The following is a 19,119-nucleotide window of genomic DNA, read 5'->3' as shown; positions in this document are numbered from 1 at the left end:
GCTCGTCGCGTGACCGACACCGCCGCACCCGCACAGCCGCTCGTCTCGATCATCATGGGGTCGGACTCCGACTGGCCGACCATGCGGGCAGCGGCGGACATCCTCACCGAACTCGGCATCCCCTTCGAGGCGGACGTCGTGTCGGCGCACCGCACCCCGGACAAGATGACCCGCTTCGCCCGCGGCGCCGCAGCTCGTGGCATCCGGGTCGTCATCGCCGGGGCCGGTGGCGCGGCACACCTGCCGGGCATGGTGGCCTCGATGACGACGCTCCCGGTGATCGGTGTCCCGGTGCAGCTCGCGCGTCTCGACGGCCTCGACTCGCTGCTCTCCATCGTGCAGATGCCGGCGGGGATCCCGGTCGCGACGATGGCGATCAACGGTGCCGCCAACGCCGGTCTGCTGGCCGCGCGCATCATCGGTTCCTCGGAGCCGGCCGTCGCCGCTCGCCTGACCGAGTACGCCGACGGGCTCGAGCGCCTGGTCGAGGAGAAGGCGGCGCGCCTCCGCGACTCGCTCTGAGGCCGCCGCTGCGGGGTCCGAGCCGCGCTACGGTAGCGGGATGCGCCGCGCCGTCCCCGTCCTCGTCCTCTCCGTTGTCGCCGTGCTCGCCGCGGTGGTCTGCGTGGTCGCTGCGGGCGCGGCCGGACCGGTGAACCCCGTGGCGGGGTGGTTCCGTGGCGCGGGCCAGGACGTCGTGGCGACGAAGTCGCAGTTCGACTCGTGGTTCGCGGCGCTCCACGTCGCCGAGGCCGCAGGGGTCGTGGCCGTCGTCGCCGTGGTGGCCGCCGTCGTGGTCGCCGTGGTCGCTCGACGCCGTCGCGCACGGCCCTGACCCCACCACCCGACGTCGGCGCGCGGCTGATCCGACCGATGCCGACGCCACGCCACGCGCACTGACCAGGACTTCTTGCCCGACGGCTGATCCTCGCGCAAGCCCCGTGTACTGGGGGTGCGCTGCAGTGTCAACCCCCAGGCGCAGATTGTGGACAGCAACTACCGTGAACGCCGGGTAGCCGAGATCCGGCCGCCCGGCACCCACGGGAACGGGTGCGAACAGTCACGTCAGGGAGTGACCGACCTCATGCAGAAGCGCACCACCAGGAGGGCCGCACTCGCCGTCGTGCTCCTCGGAGCAGCACTCGTCGCCGGACCGCTCGGTCAGGGGACCGCAGCGACGGCCAGCTCGGCACCGCTCGGCGACGTCGGGAACTTCAAGCAGACCTTCCGCGAGCAGTTCAGCACCGCGGCCAGCGCGAAGGGCGCCTTCGCCAAGAAGTACGCCAACTCGTGGCAGCCGTACCCGGACGGGACCGGCGGCATGTACTACTCGGGCTCGCAGATCAGCTCGCACAACGGGTACATGGACGTCAAGCTCGACGGCAAGCACGGCGCCGCCGGCACCTTCGGCACGCCGACGGGAGCCTGGGGCCACAAGGGCGGCAAGTTCATCGTCCGCGCCAAGGCCACGGGCGGTGCCGGCAACGGCGCGGCCTTCATGCTCTGGCCGTCGTCCGACCGTTGGGCCGACGGGGAGATCGACTACCCGGAGGCCAACTTCGACCAGCAGCCGATGCTGCACCACCACTCGATGATCGCGGGCCAGGAGGCCAACGCGACGAGCCTGAGCACCGGCGTCTCGTGGCGCTCGTGGCACACGTACTCGATCGAGTGGATCCCCGGGAAGTCCGTGCGCTACCGCCTCGACGGCAAGGTGATCAAGACGATCACCTACGACGTGCCGAAGACCGCGCACCGCTACATGTTCCAGGTGGGCGACTGGGGCGACGCGGGGCACCTGTACATCGACTGGGTCAGCACCTACACGTACAAGGGCTGACGTGCTCCGGCCGTCAGAGGTCGGCGTGCAGCTGCCAGGTCTCCGCGGCGGAGTCGGACCAGTCGTACATGCGTGCACGGTCCGGCCCCGCCACGGCCAGCCGGCTGGACAGTTGCGGGTCGTTCACGACCTGGTAGACGGCCTGTGCGAGTCGTGTGGGGTAGGACTCCCGCGGTGACCGGGCGACGGTGACGCCGGCGTCCGACGCGACCTCGGCCACGGCGGGGTCGTCGGAGTGGATCACCGGGGTACCGAAGCTCATCGCCTCGATCACGGGCAGGCCGAAGCCCTCGGCGAGGCTGGGGAACACGAACACCGTCGCACGGTCGTAGACCACCGCGAGGTCCGCGTCGTCGATGCGGCCGAGGACCTTCACCCGGTCGCGCGACAGTCCCGCGCGCTCCGCAGTGCCGTACACGTCGACGTCGCCCCAGCCGTCCGGACCGGAGATGACGAGGGGCACGTCGGCGGGGGCGTCCGGGTGGGCCATCGCCTCGATCAGGGACGCGAGGGCCTTGCGCGGCTCGAGCGTGCCGACCGCGAGCACGTAGCGGTCGGGCAGGCCGAGGCGCTCGGCGCGCAGGTCGGCGTCGACGGGCAGGCGGAGGCGACCGCTCGGGGCACCGCCGATCACGCGGAGTCGGTCGTCGAACCGGTGGATCTCGTTCAGCGCCCCCGCCACGGCGTGGGTCGGCACCACGACGGCGTCGGCGTGCTTCCACGCCCGCTTCACCATCGCCTTGTGGAAGTGGACGCCGCGCGGTGTGAGGGTCTCGGGGTTGGTCCACGGCACCACGTCGTGCACGGTCACCACGGTCTGCCGGCCCGGGTCCTGGAAACGGTCGTGCTTGACCAGTGGTGCGAGGACGCTGGGCGCGTGCACCATGCCCTTCGCGATGCCGCCCACGAACCCGCCCTGCCAGGCGAGCGACAGCTCACGACGCGGCAGCGGCAGCCGCTGCAGGTCGGACAGCCCGGGCAGGAGCGTCCGCAGGTGCGCCATCTCGTCGGATCCGACGGCGGAGACCACACCCGCGACCTCGCAGCCGCTCGGCGCGTGCTCGACGAGGTGTCGCGCGAGCTCCTCGGCGTAGCGCCCGATGCCGCCCGGCACGGGCGCGACGATCTGGTCGACGATGACGTGGAGGGTGGTCATGGTGCTGTGCTCCTCGTCGTGGTTCGTGGACCCGTGGTCAGGGGGCCGAGGGCCGGCCCCGCGCTCGGCTGCCCGACACTACCAGGATGGTCCCGGCGCCCCCTGGGCGCGGTCGGTGGTCGGACAGGAGGCGCGGGTCGGGTCCGCGGTGTGCGGAACCCGACCCGCGCCTCCCGGTCGAGAGCCGTGCCTACGCCGTCAGCGCACCCGCCGCGACCGCAGCGTGCAACGCGTCGCGCCAGTCGCGCATCGGCGCGAGTCCGGCACGCGACCAGCCGTCGTGGCCGAGCACGCTGTACGCCGGGCGCGGCGCCGGCCGGACGAAGGCGGCGCTGTCGGTGGGCAGCACGCGCTCCGGGTCGAGCCCGAGTTCGCGGTAGATGGCCTGCGTGAAGTCGAACCAGGAACCCTGGCCGGCGTTCGTCCCGTGGTAGATGCCTGCGGGGGCGTCCCCGTCGACGAGCTCGACGATCCGCGCGGCGAGGTCGCCCGTCCACGTCGGCTGGCCGACCTGGTCGGTGACGACGCTGACGGTGTCGTGCGACCCCGCGAGCCGGAGCATCGTCGCGGCGAAGTTCGGCCCGTGCGCGCCGTAGATCCACGCGGTGCGGACGACGTACGAGGTGTCCGGGGCGATCGCGCGCACGACCGCCTCGCCGGCGGCCTTCGTGCGGCCGTAGGCGTTGATCGGGTCGGTCGGGGCATCCTCGGCGTACGGCGCGGTGCCGTTGCCGTCGAAGACGTAGTCGGTCGACACGGTGACGAGCTTCGCGCCGTGGCGGACCGCGGCCTCGGCCAGGAGCTTCGGCCCCGTCGCGTTGACCGCGTGGGCGTCGTCCTCGTGGTCTTCCGCGTCGTCGACCTTCGTGTAGGCGGCCGAGTTGATCACGACGTCGTGCCCGGCGACGGCGGCGTCCACCGCGGCCGGGTCGGTGATGTCGAGGTCCGCCCGCGACAGCGCGGTGACGTCGCGGCCGGCGAGTGCGGCCTGGAGGTCCTGGCCGAGCATGCCGGCGGCGCCGGTGATGAGGTACCTGGTCACGGTGTGCCGGTTCAGCTCAGGGCCGCACGCTGCTTGAGCGGCTCCCACCAGGCGCGGTTGTCGCGGTACCACTGCACGACGTCGGCCAGGCCCTGCTCGAACGGCACGAGCGGCTCGTAGCCGAGCTCGGCCTGGATCTTCGAGATGTCGACCGAGTAGCGCAGGTCGTGGCCGAGACGGTCGGCGACGCGGTCGACGTACGACCAGTCCTTGCCGGTCGCGTCGAGCAGCAGCTGCGTGAGCTCCTTGTTGGTCAGCTCGGTGCCGCCGCCGATGTTGTAGATCTCGCCGGCGCGGCCACGGGTCAGGACCATCGCGATGCCACGGGTGTGGTCGTCGACGTGCAGCCAGTCGCGGATGTTGTTGCCCTCGCCGTACAGCGGCACGTGCACGTCGTCGATGAGGTTGGTGACGAAGAGCGGGATGACCTTCTCGGGGAAGTGGTACGGCCCGTAGTTGTTCGAGCAGCGCGTGATCGAGAGGTTCAGCCCGTGCGTGCGGTGGTAGCTGCGGGCGAGCAGGTCGCTGCCTGCCTTCGACGCCGAGTACGGCGAGTTCGGCTCGAGCGGGCGCTCCTCGTCCCACGAGCCCTCGCTGATGGAGCCGTAGACCTCGTCGGTGGAGACGTGCACGAACCGCTCGGTGCCGTGGCGGAGGGCTGCGTCGAGCAGACGCTGGGTGCCCACGACGTTGGTCTCGACGAAGATGCCGGAGTCGCGGACCGAGCGGTCGACGTGGGACTCGGCGGCGAAGTGCACGATGGCGTCGACGGTCGGGACGACCTCGTCGAGCTTCGCGGCGTCGCGGATGTCGCCGTGCACGAAGGTGTAGCGGGGGGAGTCGGCGACCGGGGCGAGGTTCGCTTCGTTGCCGGAGTAGGTCAGTGCGTCGTAGACGACGACCTCGGCGCCCTCGAGGCCGGGGTACGCGTCCTCCAGCGTGCGGCGGACGAAGTTCGAGCCGATGAAGCCGGCTCCTCCGGTGACGAGGATCTTCACGAGTTCTCTTTCCTGACGGTCGGTTCGTGGGTCGGCGGCGATTCTAGCGGGCCGCTGGTGGGGGCGGCGGGCTCGGCGGCGGTGGCGGGTGCTCCCGGCTCGGCGACGGTGCGCCACACCAGGACGACGGTCGCGACTGCGGCGGCCGCGAACACGATGGCGACCAGCAGGATCGCGAACGGCCCGGCGACCGCGCCGCCGGCCATCGCGGAGATCCCGCCGGGTGTGATGCGGAACTGCGTGTTCTCCCACCCGCCGCGGTAGGTCAGGCCGATGCCGTACGTGCCGATCGCGAGCGAACCGATCACCGCCAGCCGGGCCAGGCGTCGGCGGAGCTCCGGACGGACGACGAGGGCGTGCCACGCGACCGCCTGGGCGAGCACGAGCGCGACGACCGCGACGAACAGGAACCGGCCCTGCAGCCCGTTGCCCTGGTGCGTGCCGAGGTAGTTCCGCCAGTTGTAGGCGAGGGTGGCGACGAGGACGACCGTCGGCCAGACGAGCAGGATCGTGGTCACCCTGCGGCTCGGAGCCCGGCGGGCGTACGACCACCCGATGACGGCCAGTCCGACGACCGCGAGCGTGTCGATGACCATCGCCGGCAACGGCCACTGGTTCGCACCGAGTGCGCCGAAGAACGAGGCGGTCAGGCCGTCCCACTGGCGCCCGGCGAACGCCCCGGGGTTCGCACCGCCCGCCGGGTACGGCTGCACGGTCGTGACGGCGCGCAGGGCGTCGGGCAGGAGCGTCCCGCTCACGAGCAGCGTCCGCACCCACCACCAGCCGGACACGGCGACGGCAGCGAGGACGACCACGCCGGCGTGCAGGCCCCGGCGGCCCCACGTCCGGCCCGGTGCCAGGGCGGACACGAGGACGACGAACGGGATCGCCAGGAGCCCCAGCGCGCTCAGGGCCGCCAGTCCGGTGACGGCGACGGCGAGCCCGGCGGTGGTCCACCACGAACGGTCGCCGGTCAGCACGCGTGCGCTCAGCCAGACGAGCACGGCGCCGAGCAGGACGACCGGTGCCCACACCGTGACGCCGGAGGTGACCTGCGCCAGCTGCGGGACGGCGAAGAGCAGGACCGGGGCGACGAGTGCGGTGCGGGGCGAGCGGGTCACCCGACGGACCGTCGCCCAGACCAGGACCGGCAGCGCGGTGACGAGCAGCACGTCGAACACGCGGAGCACGAGCACCGAGGTCGCCCAGTCGTGCGAGCCGAACCGGATGACGCGCAGGATCCCGGCGGCCACCAACCAGTACGTCGGCGGGTTCTGGGACATCGGGTCGATCGCCGGGGAGTCCCCGGGCACCGCCGCCAGCAGCGCGTCGACCGTGGGGCGGTCGACGGCTGGGACCGGGTGCTCGACGATCTGGCGCACGGCGGCGAGGTAGTGCATCTCGCCGCCGTGCGGCCAGCCGAGTCCGAGCGCGAGGCGGAACGCGGCGTCGACGTGTGCGGGCTCGTCGGGTGCCCCGAAGGCCGGGGTGACCAGGGCGAAGGCCAGCAGGAAGGCGAGCCAGGCCAGCGTCACGGTGCCGAGCAGGACCCACTCGTGCCGGCCGACGGGCGGTCGGCGGGCGCTCACGCGAGCACCTCCGGACGACGCATGAACCGGACGAGCAGCACGGCGGTGACGGTCAGTGCGACCGCGGCGACGGCGACGAGGGTGAAGTTCGTGCCGGCGGGGACCATGCCGTAGCGGTCGAACCGGCCGACCGCGAACTCGTCGACCCAGAAGGCGGCGTCGCGCCCGAAGGCCCGCAGCGCGTAGACGACGCCGTACAGCGCGATGGCCATCGCCGCGATCGACATCCCGACGGCGAGTCGGGTGGTGCCGGCTGCCGTCACGGTGACCCGGCGCCAGGCGAGGGCGCTCAGGGCGATGAGGGCGATGAGCGTGGGGTAGTAGTAGCGCCCCTGGGTACCCGCGACGATGGTGCTCCGGACGTACCCGCCCCACCCGCTCTGCAGGTGCAGGGCGATGAGGATGACGGGGAACGACGCCAGCACGATCGCCGGGCGGAGCGACGGGCCGCGGCGGAAGCCCCAGACGACGATGCCGACGATCGACGCGATGGTCAGCCCGTCGATCAGGACCTGGGCGAGCTGGAACTGGGTGAGACCGCCGACGCTGCCCCAGAAGGTGCGCGTGACGCCGTTCCAGTAGTCGCGGAGGAACACCTCGGGGCTGGCAGCGGTGCCGGCCGGGAACGGCATCGGCGGACGTGCACCGGCCATGCCGTCCGGCTGGATGTCGCGGTACACGAGGACGTTGCGCAGCCACCACCAGCCACCGACGACGGCGGCGAGCCCCAGGGTCCACAGCGTCCGCAGCGCGTTCCGCCAGACGGTCGCCCGGGTGCAGCCCGCGGCCATCACGGCGATGCCCACGAACGGTATCGCGGGGAGTGCGGTGCCCTTGACGAGCAGCATCGCGCCGAGCAGCAGCCCGATCCAGATGGTCGTGCGCACCCGCAGGTCGCCGGTGAGCAGTCGCACCACGAAGTACACGAGCGCCCCGGCCAAGGGCAGCATGAGCGCGTCGTTCGTGACCGAGGTGCCGATCGAGGCGACCTCGGGCAGGGCGAACACCGCGGCACCGCCGACCAGGGCGGCCCGTGGTGACCGCGTCAGCCGACGCACGGTCGCCCATGCCAGGAACGGCAGCGGCAGGACGAGCAGGGCGTCGAACAGTCGCAGCACCATGACGGCGAGGTCCCAGCGGAGGTCCTCGAAGTGCACCAGCTGCAGGACCCCGGCGGCCAGGGCGTAGTACGTGGCTGGGTGCTGCGACATCTGGTCGATGCTCGTCGGGTGCACGCCCGGGAACTCGCGGAGCAGCTCGCCCCACGTCTGGTTCACGTCGGTCGACTGCCGCATGTTGCTGATCTGGGTGTCGTGCACCGCGTTGAGGTAGTGCATCGCGCCGGGCGCCGGCCAGCCGTCACCGATCGCCAGGTGCAGCACCGCATCGACGTGGGTCGGCTCGTCCGGGGCCTTGTACGTCGTGGTGACGACGGCCCAGACCGCGAGGACGGCGGCGAACGCCACCGTCAACGCGATCACGAGGATGCGCTCGCGCCGCCCGACCGCGGGTCGGACGTCGGAGCGCGACACGGCCGGGGCCGTGTCAGTCGCCATACCGCTGCAGTTTCTGCAGGTCGAGCTGCTCCTCGGCCAGCGTGCGGTTGAGGCGGGTGAGGTCGGCCACGACGCCGATGACTATGGAGAGGAGCGCCGTGATGAGCAGGACGACACCGAGGATGATCGACTGCAGGTGGTTGCCGCCGGTCTGCATCGCCAGGAGCACCAGGTAGCGGATGAGCGGCCAGAGCCCGAGCGCACCGAGCACCGCGGCGACCCAGAGGAACAGGGCCATCGGCCGGTACATCAGGTAGACGCGGGCGATCGCCGAGCCGGACTCGAACATGTGCTGGAAGATGTTGTTGAAGAGCCGCGACTCGCGGGTCTTCGGGTTCGTCGTGATCGGCACCGACGCGATCGCCAGGCGCTTGTAGCCGGCCTGCACGATGGTCTCCATGCAGTAGCTGAAGCGCGTCACGATGTTCAGGCGGATGAGCGAGTACTTCGAGTACGCGCGGAACCCGCTGGCCGCGTCGGGCAGGTCGAGCCCGGCAGCGCGGCTGGCGACCCACGAGCCGAAGCGCTGCATGACCTTCTTGAAGCCGGAGAAGTGCTCGATGGTGCGCGTCTGCCGGTCGCCGATGACGATCTCGGCTTCCTTCCGGAGGATCGGCTGCACGAGCTCGGCGATCTGTGCCTGCGGGTACTGGTTGTCCCCGTCGGTGTTCACGACGATGTCCGCACCGTGCAGCAGCGCGTAGTCGACGCCGTCACGGAACGAGCGGGCGAGGCCCATGTTCGTCGTGTGGTGCACGAAGTGCTTGACGCCGTGCTCCTTGGCGACCTCGACGGTGCGGTCGGTGCTGCCGTCGTTGATCACGAGGATCTCGATCTCGTCGATGCCGTCGATCTCCCGCGGGATGGAGTCGATGACGCTGGCGAGGGTGTTCTCCTCGTTGAGGCAGGGGATCTGGACGAATAGCTTCACGGGCTCGCTTGGTCTCGTTTCGGGAGTCGGCAATGCGCAGAACCATGACAGCCTATGCGAACTCACGGCTTGCTAGGCTTCCCCGGTGCAGATCCGCGAACTGAAGATCCCTGGCGCGTGGGAGTTCACGCCCGTCCAGCACGGCGACGCACGAGGAGCATTCCTCGAGGCGTACCGTGCCGACGTGCTCGAGGAGACCGTCGGTCACCCGCTCGACCTCCGCCAGGTGAACATGTCGATCTCCGCGGCCGGTGTCGCCCGCGGCATCCACTACGCCCTCGTCGCACCGAGCCAGGCGAAGTACGTCACCGCCGTGCGCGGGGCGTTCATCGACTACATCGTCGACATCCGCGTCGGGTCCCCGACGTTCGGCCAGTGGGACTCCGTCCGGATCGACGACGTCGACCGCAAGGCCGTCTACCTGTCCGAGGGGCTCGGCCACGCGATCGTCGCGCTCGAGGACCAGTCGACCGTGAACTACCTGGTCAGCGCGCACTACAACCCCGAGCGTGAGAAGGGGATCACGATCCTCGACCCGACGGTCGGGCTCGACCTGCCCGAGGGCCTCGGCGAGCTGGTGCTGTCCGAGAAGGACACCAGCGCCCCCACCCTCGAGGAAGCCGCGGCACAGGGCCTGCTGCCGACGTACGAGGAGTGCGTCGCGTACACCGAGTCGCTCCGGACGAAGAAGTAAGGGACGGGACACCGATGAAGGGCATCATCCTCGCCGGCGGTTCCGGCACGCGCCTCTGGCCGATCACCAAGGGCATCAGCAAGCAGCTCATGCCGATCTACGACAAGCCGATGGTCTACTACCCCCTGTCGACCCTGATGATGGCGGGCATCCGACAGGTGTTGGTCATCACGACGCCGGAGTACAACGACCAGTTCCGGGCCCTGCTCGGTGACGGCTCGGCGTTCGGCATGGAGATCGAGTACGCCGTGCAGCCGTCCCCGGACGGTCTGGCGCAGGCCTTCGTCATCGGCGAGGAGTTCATCGGCGACGACAGCGTCGCCCTCGTCCTCGGCGACAACATCTTCCACGGCACCGGCCTCGGCACGAACCTCCGGAAGAACACCGACGTCCAGGGCGCGACGATCTTCGCGTACCACGTGGCCGACCCGAAGGCGTACGGCGTCGTGGAGTTCGACGACGACTTCACCGCCGTCTCCATCGAGGAGAAGCCGGCCGAGCCGAAGTCGAACTACGCCGTCCCCGGCCTGTACTTCTACGACAACAAGGTCATCGAGATCGCCAAGACGATCGAGCCGAGCGCCCGCGGCGAGCTCGAGATCTCCACGGTCAACGAGCGCTACCTCGAGGCCGGCGAGCTCGGCGTCCAGGTCCTCGACCGCGGCACCGCGTGGCTCGACACCGGCACGTTCGAGTCGATGATGCAGGCGTCGGAGTACGTGAAGGTCATCGAGGACCGTCAGGGCTTCAAGATCGGCTGCATCGAGGAGATCGCCTGGCGGAACGGCTGGATCGACGACGCGCAGCTCGCCGAGCTCGCCGCGCCGCTGGTCAAGGGCGGCTACGGCGTCTACCTGCAGCGACTCCTCGGCGTCTAGCTCCGCACGTGACCCCCGCCCCTGGTTGGTTCGGTCGACGCCGCCGTCCGGATGCGACGGCCTCCGGCCACCCCGGCCAGGAGGCCCGTCCCGCGTCCGTGACGGCGGCGTCCGTCGTTCCCGTGACCGGGTTCCCGGACCCGCTGCCGCGGCTGGACCAGGACGTCACGGTGCTCGTCACGACCCGTTCGGACCGGCACGCCGAGGTCGCCCGGCTCGTGTCGGTCGCCCGTGATGCCTTCGGCCGCGGGGTCGACGTCCGCGCCGTGAGCTACGTCGCGGATGCCTCGCCGGTCGACCCGTTCGGCCGTCGCCTGCCGTGGGTCCGACCGGAACCCGTCGACGGCCTCGGCTCGGCGATCAACGCCGGTGTCGCAGCCGGTGTGGGCCGGACGCTCGTGGTGGTCGACACCTCGGTGTCGGTCGACGTGCCGGCACTGCACGCGCTGGCGGCGGCGGGTTCGGTCGCGCAGGCCCGGGTCCGGATGCCGGACGGCACGCTCCGCTCCGGTGCCCGGCTGCTGCGCCCCGGCGCCCTGCCGTGGTCGGACGACCGCGTCGACACCGAGACCGGCGTCGACACCGTCTTCGCGGCGGACCAGCCGGTGCTCTCGGTGCCGGGGGCTGCGCTGGTGCCGGCACCGTGCCTCCCGGACGAACGCATGACCCTGACGGCCTGGAGCCGCGCAGTCGCCGATGCCCACGGCGGACCGGTGCGCGTCGTCGGCGAGGCGACCCGCTCGGTCGAGGCCGGCCGCACGGTCGACGCCGCGACCGTCGACGCGTTCACCGCCTGGCGCGACCGCGCGTCCGAGGGCGACGGTGTCGTCGCCGGACCGCCCCTGCCGCCCTGGGGCGCCCGGCCTGTGGCCCCGGCCGCGCGCGTGACCGGCGGTGACGCCGAACACCTCACCTGGTCGCTCAAGATCGCTGCGCCCGCCGGGCCGGAGGATGACGGCTGGGGCGACGTGCACTTCGCCGCCGAGCTCGCCGGGGCACTCGAGCGGCTGGGGCAGCGCGTCCGGATCGACCGACGCGACGCCCACGTGCGGGCCGACGATGCCTCGGACGACGTGACGCTGGTGATCCGGGGCCTCGACCGGGTGCCGCCGAACCCGGCGTCGGTGAACCTGCTCTGGGTGATCAGCCATCCCGACGACGTCGCCGACACGGAACTGCGGTCGTTCGACGCGGCCTTCGCGGCCGGGCCGGTGTGGGCAGCCGCAGCCGCTGCGCGTGCGGGCGTGCCGGTCCGGACCCTGTTGCAGGCGACCGAGCCGGCCGTGTTCCACCCGGGCGCGCGCACGGCGACGAGCCCCGATGCCGACCACGTGGTGTTCGTCGGGTCGACCCGCGGCGCCGCGCGACCCATCGTGTCCGACGCGGTCGCGCTCGGTGCCGATCTGCGCGTGCACGGTCCGGGCTGGGGAGAGGTCGTCCCCGCGGAGTCGCTCGGCGAACCGTCGCTGACCCGGCCCGAGGTCGCGGCGGCCTACGCCTCGGCGCGTGTGGTGCTCAACGACCACTGGCCCGACATGGCCGCCGGGGGCTTCGTGTCGAACCGGGTGTTCGACGTGCTGGCGTCCGGGGGAGTCGTCGTGACCGACCCGGTGGCCGGGCTGTCCGACGTGCTGGACGTCCCGACCCTCGAGGTTGCGGGCTCCCGTGACGAGCTGGCCGACCTGCTCGACCCGGCGCGCGCGTGGCCCTCGGCTGCCGAGCGGGCCGCCGTGGCCGAGCGCATCGCCGCCGAGCACTCCTTCGAGGCCCGTGCCGCCGTGCTGCTGGCGGCGGCCCGCGCCGAGCGCGCCCGCCTGCACCCGCGCCGCACCTGACGCCGTCCGGCCCGCCGCGCGACGCTCCGCACAACCAAAGTGTGTTCGAGCCGCGCAATCCCGCGGTTCGCGTGGACTTCGGTTGTGCGGAACGCGATCGAACCGGGGCCTCCGAAGCCGCGACCAATGTGCGCACCCCGCTGCGGGCGTTGCGCCCCGGGGAGTCGGGGCGCGATGCCCGCGCGGGGGCGCACCGCGGAGGAACCGCCGCGGTGGACGCGTGCGCGTGCCGGCGCACAACCAAAGTGTGTTCGAGCCGCGCAATCCCGCGGTTCGCGTGGACTCCGGTTGTGCGGAACGCGATCGAACCGGGGCCTCCGAAGCCGCGACCGATGTGCGCACCCCGCTGCGGGCGTTGCGCCCCGGGGAGTCGGGGCGCGATGCCCGTGCGGGGGCGCGACGGCAGACCCCGCGCGCAGACCCCGCGCGCAGACCCCGCGCGCAGCGTCCCGCGAGCGGGAGCTACTTGCGCGTGACCCAGCGGGCGCGGAGCGAGAGGCCCGCGTGCAGCACGACACGCAGGGGCCAGAGCCACCACGCCCGGTACTTCCGCGACAGGAACCGGTACGCGCTCCGGTGGTGTTCGATCTCCATGCGGCGCCGGTTGGACGACGTCGAGTGGGCTCCGGTGTGGGTGACGACCGCCGAGGGGACGTACACGTTCGCTCGTCCCGACCGACCGACGCGCTGCCCGAGGTCGACGTCCTCGAAGTACATGAAGTACGACTCGTCGAACCCGTCGAGTTCGCGGAAGAGCGACGTCCGGATGAGGAAGCACGCGCCGGAGAGCCAGCCGGCCTCGCGCTCGACGACCTTCGTGGTGGACCAGTACCGCTGGCTCCACGGGTTCGCCGGCCAGAACCGCGAGAACGCCGCGTGGCCGAGGCCGGTCCGGAGCGAGGGGAGCTGCCGGGCGGACGGGTAGGTCTCGCCCTGGTCGTCGAGGATCCGGGGCCCGAACGACCCACCCGACGGCAACCGGTCGGCGGCGGCCACGAGTTCGTCGATCGAGCCCTCGCCGAGCACGACGTCGGGGTTCGTCACGAGCAGGAACTCCGGGCGGACGTCCGGCAGCACGTCGTCGAGGGCGCTCAGTGCCGCGTCGATCCCCCCGCCGTAGCCGCGGTTGCCGCCGGAGGACACCACGACGGCGCCGTAGGACTCACCGATCGCCCGGAGTGCGTCGATGTCGGCCGAACCGTTGTCCGCGATGACGACGGCGACCGGGTCCTTCGAGGCACCGGCGACGCTCGCCAGGAACGGCCGGATGGTCTCGCCTGTGTTGTAGGTGACCGTCAGCACCGCGACCCGGATCACCGCGCACCCCCGGCGACGGACTCGTAGGCCTCGACGTGCACGGCTGCCGTGGCCTCCCAGGTGAACGAGGAGGCCCGCGTCAGCGCCGCCGCACGGTGCGACGCCACGAGCGCGGGATCGTCCAGCAGCGCGGTCATCGCGGACGCCAGCGCGGTCGCGTCGGGCTCGCTGTAGACGGCCGCGTCACCGCCGACCTCGGGCAGGGACAGCCGCCGGGTGGTCAGGACGCACGCGCCGGAGGCCATCGCCTCGACCACGGGCAGCCCGAAGCCCTCGCCGAGGGACGGGTAGACGACGAACTCCGCTCCGCCGAGGAACCCGGCGAGGTCCTCGAGCGGCAGGTAGCCGGCCTCGATGACGTGGTCGGTGGGCTGCAGGGCGTCGAGCCGCGCGATGGCCGACTCGTCCCAGCCGCGGGCACCGGACAGCACGAGCCACGGGGTCTCCGAACCCGGGCCACCGTCCGACCCGGCTGCCGCACGTGCGGCGCGCACCGAGGCGTACGCGTCGAGCAGCGCCGTGACGTTCTTCCGCGGTTCGATGGTGCCGAGGAACGCGATCCACGGGGCACCCTCGGGCAGGGTGGCGGCGATCCGGGCGTCCTCGACCGCGGCGACGTCGGGCTCGTGGAACACCGTGCGGTCGACGCCGAGCGGTGCGACCCGGACGTCGGCGCGGATGCCGGTCACGACCCGGGCGGCCTCGGTCGCGGTCGCGGCGCTCGGCACGATGACGACGGGTCGGGTGCGCAGGGACCGGCGGCTCCACCAGGTGAAGAAGGTGCGCTTCAGGCGCGAGTGCCACTCGGGGTTCGAGAAGAACGTGGCGTCGTGCAGCGTGACGACGGACCCGCCGCGCCAGCCGAACGGGAACGTGTAGTGCGGGGAGTGCAGCACCTGCGCCCCGATCCGACGGCCGAGCGCCGGCAGCCCGGTCTGCTCCCACAGGAACCGCAGGGGCACCGAGTCGGTCCAGCCCGGCGCCGTGTGCACGGTCGCGTGCGGCGCGACGGCGGCGAAGTGCGGAGCGTGCACGGGGCGGACGACCAGGTGGACGTCGAGCGACGAATCGGTCAGGTGCGAGACGACCCCCTCGACGTAGCGTCCGACGCCGCCGAGCGCCTGCGGTACCGCGGTCCCGTCGACGAGGACGGTGAGCTGCGGCACGCGTGGTTCCTTCCGGGCGGGGACGTCGTGGCCGGGGCCGTCGACGGGGGAGTGTCCAGGATAGCCCGCTGCACTCATGCGCCCGGGTCCACGCTGCGGCGCGGGACGGACGCGCGCCGGGTCTCGCGCAGCCGGCGCGCGAGGTGGACCGGCAGGGTCCCCGCGACGTCCGCGAACGCCGTCAGGACGAGCCGCGCCTCCCGGCGGGTGCGACCGGAGGCCAGCCCGCGCAGGCCGCGCACCAGGGTGCGGACGCTCGCCCGCGCGACGGTCGGCCACGGGGCGTGCCAGAGTGCGACGACGATGCGGTTGCGCGCGTTCCGGAAGACGAACAGGTCGCTCTGCACGCCGGACGACGCCGAGTGGTCGTGCTCGACGACCGCGTCGGCCGCGTGCTCGACGCGCCAGCCGCGGCGGCGCAGCCGCCAGGCGAGCTCGGTGTCCTCGTAGTACATGAACAGGGACTCGTCGAGCAGGCCGACGTCGTCCAGCGCCGTTCGGCGCAGCGCGGACGCGCCGCCGGAGAACCCGAAGACGTCGACGTCGGCGACCCGGTCGACGGGCGCGAACCAGTCGCGGTCCATCCCGTTGCCGTCGCGGTCGACGCGGACGCCGGTCGAGTTGAGCCGGACCTCGCCGTCCGCCGACGGCGTCCAGCGACGGCCGTCGTGGTCGCGCAGCACGCGCTGGCCGGGTGCGGGCTCCACCCCGGCCGGGAGGCCCGTCCAGCGTCCGGCGAGCACGATGCGGCCCGTCACGGCGGCGACCTCGGGCCCGGCGTGCGCCAGGTGGTCGCGGAGCGCCGCGACGAAGCCCGGTGCGGGCACGGCGTCGTTGTTCAGGAGCACGACGACGTCGGCGTCCGTGTGCCGGATGCCGGTGTTGGCACCGGCCGCGAAGCCGCCGTTGTCGTCTCGTGTGATGACGGTGGCGTCCGGCAGGGCGCGGCGGAGCACCGCGACGGAGTCGTCGGACGACCCGTTGTCGACGACGATGACGTCGTCGGCCGTGCCCTCGTCGAGCACGGCGCGGACGGCCGCGGTGGTCAGGTCGGCGCGGTTCCAGTTGACGACGACGACCGCGGTGCGGAGCGTGCCGTCGGTCCGGGGCGCGGAGCCGGCACGGGTCGTGCCGTCGGCGCGGGACCCGGTGTCACCGTCGTCCGGGGTCAGTCGAGCTCCTCGATCGAGGGTTCGGCGTAGACCGTGCCCACGGCGTGCTCGAACCCGGGGACCTCGAACGAGTCGCACTCCGGCATGTCGTGCAGGTGGCGCCCGGCGGAGTCCATCATCGACACGTTGATGAAGTACTTGCCGGTGCCGAACGCGGTGTCGGCGATCCGCAGGCGGAGCTTCCGGCGACCGTGCAGCGGCTGCAGTTCGAGGCCCATGATGCCGGTGGTGGTGCCGTAGACGACCTGGCCACCGGCGTTGTTGATCTGGACCGCGGCCTCCCAGTCGGCGATGCCGTCCAGGTGCTCGAACTCCATGTCCACGACGAGGTCGTCGCCCGGCATGACCTCGGCGCGGGGCTCCTTGCCGTCGACGCGCACACTCGCGCCGATGACCTTGCCCCGGCCGACGGCGACGTCGGTGCTGAGCTCGCCCTGACGGCGTTCCTCGAGCACCTCGCGGAACATGCTGACGGCCTGGACGGGGTCACCGTCGTGCAGCACCTTGCCCTTGTTGAGCAGGACGACGCGGTCGCACATCTCCTGCACCTGGCTGAGGGAGTGCGTGACGATGATGATCGTCTTGCCGGCCTCCTGGAAGGTGCGGATGCGGTCCAGGCACTTGCGCTGGAAGGCCTCGTCACCGACGGCCAGGACCTCGTCGACGAGCAGGACGTCGGGGTCGGTGTGCACGGCGACGGCGAACGCGAGCCGCACGTACATGCCCGATGAGTAGAACTTCACCTGGGTGTCGATGAAGTCACCGATGCCCGAGAACGCCAGGATGTCGTCGAACTTCTCGTCGGTCTGCTTGCGGCTCAGGCCGAGCAGGCTCGCGTTCAGGTAGACGTTCTCGCGGCCGGACAGGTCGGGGTGGAACCCGGCGCCGAGCTCCAGCAGGGCGGCGAGGCGACCGCGGCGGGACACGGTGCCGGAGGTCGGCTGGATGATGCCGCCGATCGCCTTGAGCAGGGTCGACTTGCCGGAGCCGTTCTGGCCGATGAGCCCGACGGTCGAGCCGGCCTGGATCGACACCGTGACGTCGTCGAGTGCCCAGAAGTCCTGGCGGTGCTTCCGCCCGGCGCGGCCGAGCGTGACGATGCGCTCGCGCAGGGTGTTGTCCTTGCGGACCGTGAAGCGCTTGCGGACGTGGTCGATGACGATGACGTCGGGACGCTCGGCGGTCTCGCCGGCGGTCGTCGGGGCGACGGGAGTGCTGATGGCCATGGTCTAGAGCTCCTGCGCGAAGTTGCCCTGCAGGCGGGAGAAGATCCGCTGCGCACCGATGAGGCAGAGGACGCCGATCACGAACGCGATCCCCAGCCGCAGCATCAGGTGGTCCGGGTACGTGACGTCGGCCGGGTCGTGCAGCCAGATGGCGTTCTGCAGGCCCAGCACCGACAGGGTCAGCGGGTTGTTCGTGTAGAGGGTGAGGAGCCAGTCGGCGTTCACGGTGGCGACCACCCGCGAGTACGAGTAGACGATCGGCGAGGCCCAGAGCAGGACCATCAGGCCGACGTCGATGACGAACTGCACGTCGCGCAGGTACACGTTGAGCGCGGACAGCACCAGGCCGATGGCCGCGCCGTAGACCAGGATCACCGCGAGCGAGGGGATCAGGTAGACCAGGCCCTCGTGCCACGGGAAGACGCCGATGACGACCGTCGCTGCCAGCAGGATCGCGAACTGGATGGTGAAGTTCACCAGGGCCGCGCCCACGCTGGCGAGCGGGAAGACCTCGCGCGGGACGTAGACCTTCTTGATCAGCCCGGAGTTGCCGACGATCGACCCGGTCGACCCGGCGACGATCTCGCTGAAGAGCGTGTAGGCGGTCAGGCCGGTGAAGACGTAGATCGCGAAGTTGTCGATGCCGTTGGCGGCGCCGAGGACCTTGCCGATGACGAAGTAGTAGATGAGCAGCTGGGTCAGCGGGCGCACGAGCGTCCACACGAACCCGAGTGCCGAGTCCTTGTACCGGGCCTTCAGGTCACGTCGGACGAGCATGCCGAGCATCTCGCGCTGCCGGAAGACGTCGCGCAGCTCACGGAAGGTCCCGCGGAAGGCGCTCGTCGGAGCGCCGATCACGACGAGGGGTTCCTTCGCGAGCGCGGTCATGCGGGCTTGGTCGACCATACGTCTCTTCGTTCGTGGGGGCAGGACCGGAACAGCATACTCACCGGGCCCGCGGGACGGGGTTGGGCGACGGTCGTCGTGCACCCCGAGTGGGGGTGATTCCGGCCGATCCAACCCTCAACCTTCACTTTCGAGTTACCGTTGTTGCAACCCGGACCCTTGTCAACATCCACAGGACGGCCCGTCAGCATGCTCCTCGCATCCAGGCCGATCGCTGCGTTCGCGGTGGTCGGTGCACTCAGTCTCCTCTTGGCCGGTTGTTCCGGTGGTGGCGACGACGCCACCCCGTCGCCGTCCGCGTCCGTCTCGCGCACCCCGAGTGCGACCCCGACGGACGACGACTCGGCGACCTCGGCGCCCACCGACGCGGCCTCGACGCCGACCGACGGTGGGTCCGGCGACGACGCCGGCGCCTCCGACGACGACACCCCCGGTGCGTTCCCGGGCAGCGGCGCGACGAACCAGCCGGACACCGACCCGTCGGAGTACCCGGCCACGTCCGTCGTCACGTTCGCCGGCTGGGACACCGGCTCGAAGACCCTCCAGGCCGGTGGCCTGGTCTCCGGTACGACCGACACGAGCGGGAAGTGCACCTTCACCGCGACGAAGGACGGCGTCACGCGCACCGCCACGAGCACCGCCCAGGCGAGTGCCTCGTCGGTGAACTGCGCGCAGGTGTCGTTCCCCGCGGCGAAGGTGTCGAGCGGCACCTGGTCCGTCACCCTGACCTACGCCGTCGGCTCCGCGTCGACGACGTCCGACCCCCTGACCGCCGAGGTCCCGTGATGCGCACCCCCCGCACCCCCCGCACCC

General features: G+C 71.7%; 18 protein-coding genes. 7 read left to right on the top strand and 11 right to left on the bottom strand.

Annotated elements, in window-relative coordinates; all coding sequences use genetic code 11:
• Positions 1 to 9: 9 nt before the first annotated feature.
• The 3 genes from purE (at position 10) to DEJ21_RS14635 (ending at position 1,840) form a co-directional block, all read left to right on the top strand.
• The gene (purE, locus tag DEJ21_RS14645; RefSeq protein WP_206647624.1) at positions 10 to 522 is read left to right on the top strand and encodes a 5-(carboxyamino)imidazole ribonucleotide mutase; all 513 of its coding nucleotides are present in this window, start codon (positions 10 to 12) and stop codon (positions 520 to 522) included.
• A gap of 40 nt (positions 523 to 562) precedes the next feature.
• Positions 563 to 835: a hypothetical protein gene (locus DEJ21_RS18360; protein ID WP_181435917.1), complete on the top strand. Its 273-nt coding sequence runs from the start codon at positions 563 to 565 to the stop codon at positions 833 to 835.
• Between the two features lie 237 nt (positions 836 to 1,072).
• On the top strand, positions 1,073 to 1,840 hold the full coding sequence (locus DEJ21_RS14635) for a family 16 glycosylhydrolase (RefSeq protein WP_111029466.1): 768 nt from the start codon (positions 1,073 to 1,075) through the stop codon (positions 1,838 to 1,840).
• A gap of 13 nt (positions 1,841 to 1,853) precedes the next feature.
• Here DEJ21_RS14635 and DEJ21_RS14630 read toward each other — a convergent pair whose 3' ends face one another.
• From DEJ21_RS14630 to DEJ21_RS14605, 6 genes are all read right to left on the bottom strand, one after another.
• The gene (locus tag DEJ21_RS14630) at positions 1,854 to 2,996 is read right to left on the bottom strand and encodes a glycosyltransferase family 1 protein (RefSeq protein WP_111225086.1); all 1,143 of its coding nucleotides are present in this window, start codon (positions 2,994 to 2,996) and stop codon (positions 1,854 to 1,856) included.
• 190 nt (positions 2,997 to 3,186) lie between these two features.
• Positions 3,187 to 4,038 (bottom strand): dTDP-4-dehydrorhamnose reductase, encoded by an 852-nt coding sequence (gene rfbD, locus DEJ21_RS14625; protein WP_111225085.1) that lies wholly within the window; start codon positions 4,036 to 4,038, stop codon positions 3,187 to 3,189.
• A gap of 11 nt (positions 4,039 to 4,049) precedes the next feature.
• Positions 4,050 to 5,036: a dTDP-glucose 4,6-dehydratase gene (rfbB, locus tag DEJ21_RS14620; protein WP_071406432.1), complete on the bottom strand. Its 987-nt coding sequence runs from the start codon at positions 5,034 to 5,036 to the stop codon at positions 4,050 to 4,052.
• On the bottom strand, positions 5,033 to 6,625 hold the full coding sequence (locus DEJ21_RS14615; protein ID WP_111225084.1) for a glycosyltransferase family 39 protein: 1,593 nt from the start codon (positions 6,623 to 6,625) through the stop codon (positions 5,033 to 5,035). Before DEJ21_RS14615 ends, rfbB begins: the two co-directional genes overlap by 4 nt.
• Positions 6,622 to 8,181 carry a glycosyltransferase family 39 protein gene (locus DEJ21_RS14610; protein WP_111225083.1) on the bottom strand — a complete coding sequence of 520 codons (1,560 nt, stop codon included), beginning with the start codon at positions 8,179 to 8,181 and terminating at the stop codon, positions 6,622 to 6,624. The genes DEJ21_RS14615 and DEJ21_RS14610 overlap by 4 nt, the downstream gene beginning before the upstream one ends.
• Complete coding sequence (locus DEJ21_RS14605) at positions 8,171 to 9,112, bottom strand: glycosyltransferase family 2 protein (protein WP_071406435.1); 942 nt, start codon at positions 9,110 to 9,112, stop codon at positions 8,171 to 8,173. The genes DEJ21_RS14610 and DEJ21_RS14605 overlap by 11 nt, the downstream gene beginning before the upstream one ends.
• 85 nt (positions 9,113 to 9,197) lie before the next feature.
• Between DEJ21_RS14605 and DEJ21_RS14600 the strand changes: the two genes are divergently transcribed.
• The 3 genes from DEJ21_RS14600 (at position 9,198) to DEJ21_RS14590 (ending at position 12,519) form a co-directional block, all read left to right on the top strand.
• Positions 9,198 to 9,806 carry a dTDP-4-dehydrorhamnose 3,5-epimerase family protein gene (locus DEJ21_RS14600; RefSeq protein WP_071406436.1) on the top strand — a complete coding sequence of 203 codons (609 nt, stop codon included), beginning with the start codon at positions 9,198 to 9,200 and terminating at the stop codon, positions 9,804 to 9,806.
• A 14-nt stretch (positions 9,807 to 9,820) separates the two neighbouring features.
• A complete protein-coding gene (rfbA, locus tag DEJ21_RS14595; protein ID WP_110863310.1) occupies positions 9,821 to 10,684 on the top strand; it encodes a glucose-1-phosphate thymidylyltransferase RfbA in 864 nt (287 codons plus the stop codon).
• Between the two features lie 122 nt (positions 10,685 to 10,806).
• Positions 10,807 to 12,519: a glycosyltransferase gene (locus tag DEJ21_RS14590; protein ID WP_146247809.1), complete on the top strand. Its 1,713-nt coding sequence runs from the start codon at positions 10,807 to 10,809 to the stop codon at positions 12,517 to 12,519.
• A 462-nt stretch (positions 12,520 to 12,981) separates the two neighbouring features.
• Here DEJ21_RS14590 and DEJ21_RS14585 read toward each other — a convergent pair whose 3' ends face one another.
• The 5 genes from DEJ21_RS14585 to DEJ21_RS14565 all read right to left on the bottom strand — a co-directional run bounded on the left by DEJ21_RS14585 (position 12,982) and on the right by DEJ21_RS14565 (position 18,306).
• Positions 12,982 to 13,836 carry a glycosyltransferase family 2 protein gene (locus DEJ21_RS14585; protein WP_071406439.1) on the bottom strand — a complete coding sequence of 285 codons (855 nt, stop codon included), beginning with the start codon at positions 13,834 to 13,836 and terminating at the stop codon, positions 12,982 to 12,984.
• Entirely contained in the window at positions 13,833 to 15,002 is a 1,170-nt protein-coding gene (locus tag DEJ21_RS14580) for a glycosyltransferase family 1 protein (protein WP_220036582.1), read from the bottom strand. Before DEJ21_RS14580 ends, DEJ21_RS14585 begins: the two co-directional genes overlap by 4 nt.
• Positions 15,003 to 15,076: 74 nt before the next feature.
• Positions 15,077 to 16,252, bottom strand: a complete 1,176-nt coding sequence (locus tag DEJ21_RS14575; protein ID WP_220036581.1) for a glycosyltransferase family 2 protein — start codon at positions 16,250 to 16,252, stop codon at positions 15,077 to 15,079.
• The gene (locus DEJ21_RS14570; RefSeq protein WP_111022340.1) at positions 16,171 to 17,400 is read right to left on the bottom strand and encodes an ABC transporter ATP-binding protein; all 1,230 of its coding nucleotides are present in this window, start codon (positions 17,398 to 17,400) and stop codon (positions 16,171 to 16,173) included. Before DEJ21_RS14570 ends, DEJ21_RS14575 begins: the two co-directional genes overlap by 82 nt.
• Before the next feature lie 3 nt (positions 17,401 to 17,403).
• Complete coding sequence (locus DEJ21_RS14565; RefSeq protein ID WP_111046864.1) at positions 17,404 to 18,306, bottom strand: ABC transporter permease; 903 nt, start codon at positions 18,304 to 18,306, stop codon at positions 17,404 to 17,406.
• Between the two features lie 189 nt (positions 18,307 to 18,495).
• On the opposite strand from DEJ21_RS14565, the gene DEJ21_RS14560 reads away from it, so the two are divergent.
• Positions 18,496 to 19,092: a hypothetical protein gene (locus DEJ21_RS14560; RefSeq protein ID WP_111225080.1), complete on the top strand. Its 597-nt coding sequence runs from the start codon at positions 18,496 to 18,498 to the stop codon at positions 19,090 to 19,092.
• Positions 19,093 to 19,119 lie beyond the last annotated feature (27 nt).

Source organism: Curtobacterium sp. MCSS17_006 (assembly GCF_003234215.1).
Classification (GTDB): Bacteria; Actinomycetota; Actinomycetes; order Actinomycetales; family Microbacteriaceae; genus Curtobacterium; species Curtobacterium flaccumfaciens.
The sequence above is the reverse complement of the archived record's forward strand: the minus strand, read 5'-3'. Positions and strand labels throughout refer to the sequence as shown.